The sequence below is a fragment of the Sporosarcina luteola genome (assembly GCF_023715245.1).
In the GTDB taxonomy this organism is placed as follows: Bacteria; Bacillota; Bacilli; order Bacillales_A; family Planococcaceae; genus Sporosarcina; species Sporosarcina luteola_C.
Genome location: NZ_JAMBNV010000009.1, coordinates 1 through 1,765 on the forward strand (window position 1 = coordinate 1; position 1,765 = coordinate 1,765).

Annotated in this window: 1 rRNA gene; it reads right to left on the reverse strand. The window is 53.2% G+C overall.

Annotation, left to right across the window (positions count from 1 at the left end):
- A 23S ribosomal RNA gene (locus M3152_RS17670) occupies positions 1-1,761 on the reverse strand; the annotation flags it as partial.
- Positions 1,762-1,765 lie beyond the last annotated feature (4 nt).

The following is a 1,765-nucleotide window of genomic DNA, read 5'->3' on the forward strand; positions in this document are numbered from 1 at the left end:
CAGAGCACCCCTTCTCCCGAAGTTACGGGGTCATTTTGCCGAGTTCCTTAACGAGAGTTCTCTCGATCACCTTAGGATTCTCTCCTCGCCTACCTGTGTCGGTTTGCGGTACGGGCACCTCCCGCCTCGCTAGAGGCTTTTCTTGGCAGTGTGAAATCAGGGACTCCGGGGATAATTCCCCTTGCCATCACAGCTCAATGTTATAGGAACGGGATTTTCCTCGTTCCACACCTCACTGCTTAGACGCGCATGACCAACAGCGCGCTCACCCTATCCTTCTGCGTCCCCCCATTGCTGATAACGGCGGGGAGGTGGTACAGGAATATCAACCTGTTGTCCATCGTCTACGCCTTTCGGCCTCGACTTAGGTCCCGACTGACCCTGAGCGGACGAGCCTTCCTCAGGAAACCTTAGGCATTCGGTGGAAGGGATTCTCACCCTTCTTTCGCTACTCATACCGGCATTCTCACTTCCAAGCGCTCCACCAGTCCTTACGGTCTAGCTTCAACGCCCTTGGAACGCTCTCCTACCACTGACACCATAGGTGTCAATCCGCAGTTTCGGTGATCCGTTTAGCCCCGGTACATTTTCGGCGCAGCGCCACTCGACCAGTGAGCTATTACGCACTCTTTAAATGGTGGCTGCTTCTAAGCCAACATCCTGGTTGTCTGGGCAGCGCCACATCCTTTTCCACTCAACGGATACTTGGGGACCTTAACTGGCGGTCTGGGCTGTTTCCCTCTCGACTACGGATCTTATCACCCGCAGTCTGACTCCCAAACATAAATCATCGGCATTCGGAGTTTGTCTGAATTCGGTAACCCGGGATGGGCCCCTAGTCCAAACAGTGCTCTACCTCCGAGATTCTTTCGTTTGAGGCTAGCCCTAAAGCTATTTCGGAGAGAACCAGCTATCTCCAGGTTCGATTGGAATTTCACCGCTACCCACACCTCATCCCCGCACTTTTCAACGTACGTGGGTTCGGGCCTCCAGTAAGTGTTACCTTACCTTCACCCTGGACATGGGTAGATCACCTGGTTTCGGGTCTACGACCCCATACTCATTCGCCCTATTCAGACTCGCTTTCGCTGCGGCTCCGCATTCGCTGCTTAACCTTGCATGGAATCGTAACTCGCCGGTTCATTCTACAAAAGGCACGCCATCACCCATTAACGGGCTCTGACAACTTGTAGGCACACGGTTTCAGGTTCTATTTCACTCCCCTTCCGGGGTGCTTTTCACCTTTCCCTCACGGTACTGGTTCACTATCGGTCACTAGAGAGTATTTAGCCTTGGGAGATGGTCCTCCCGGATTCCGACGGAATTTCACGTGTTCCGCCGTACTCAGGATCCACTCTGGAGAGAACGGACTTTCGACTACGGGGCTATTACCCGCTATGGCGAACCTTTCCAGGCTGCTTCGTCTAATCCGTTCCTTTGTAACTCCGTATAGAGTGTCCTACAACCCCAGGAAGCAAGCTTCCTGGTTTGGGCTCTTCCCGTTTCGCTCGCCGCTACTAAGGGAATCGATGTTTCTTTCTCTTCCTCCGGGTACTTAGATGTTTCAGTTCTCCGGGTGTGCCTCGTTCACGCTATGTATTCACGTGAACGTACTGCCCCATTACGGGCAGTGGGTTTCCCCATTCGGAAATCTTCGGATCACAGCTTACTTACAGCTCCCCGAAGCATATCGGTGTTAGTGCCGTCCTTCATAGGCTTCTAGTGCCAAGGCATCCGCCGTGCGCCCTTTCTAACTTAACCTTTA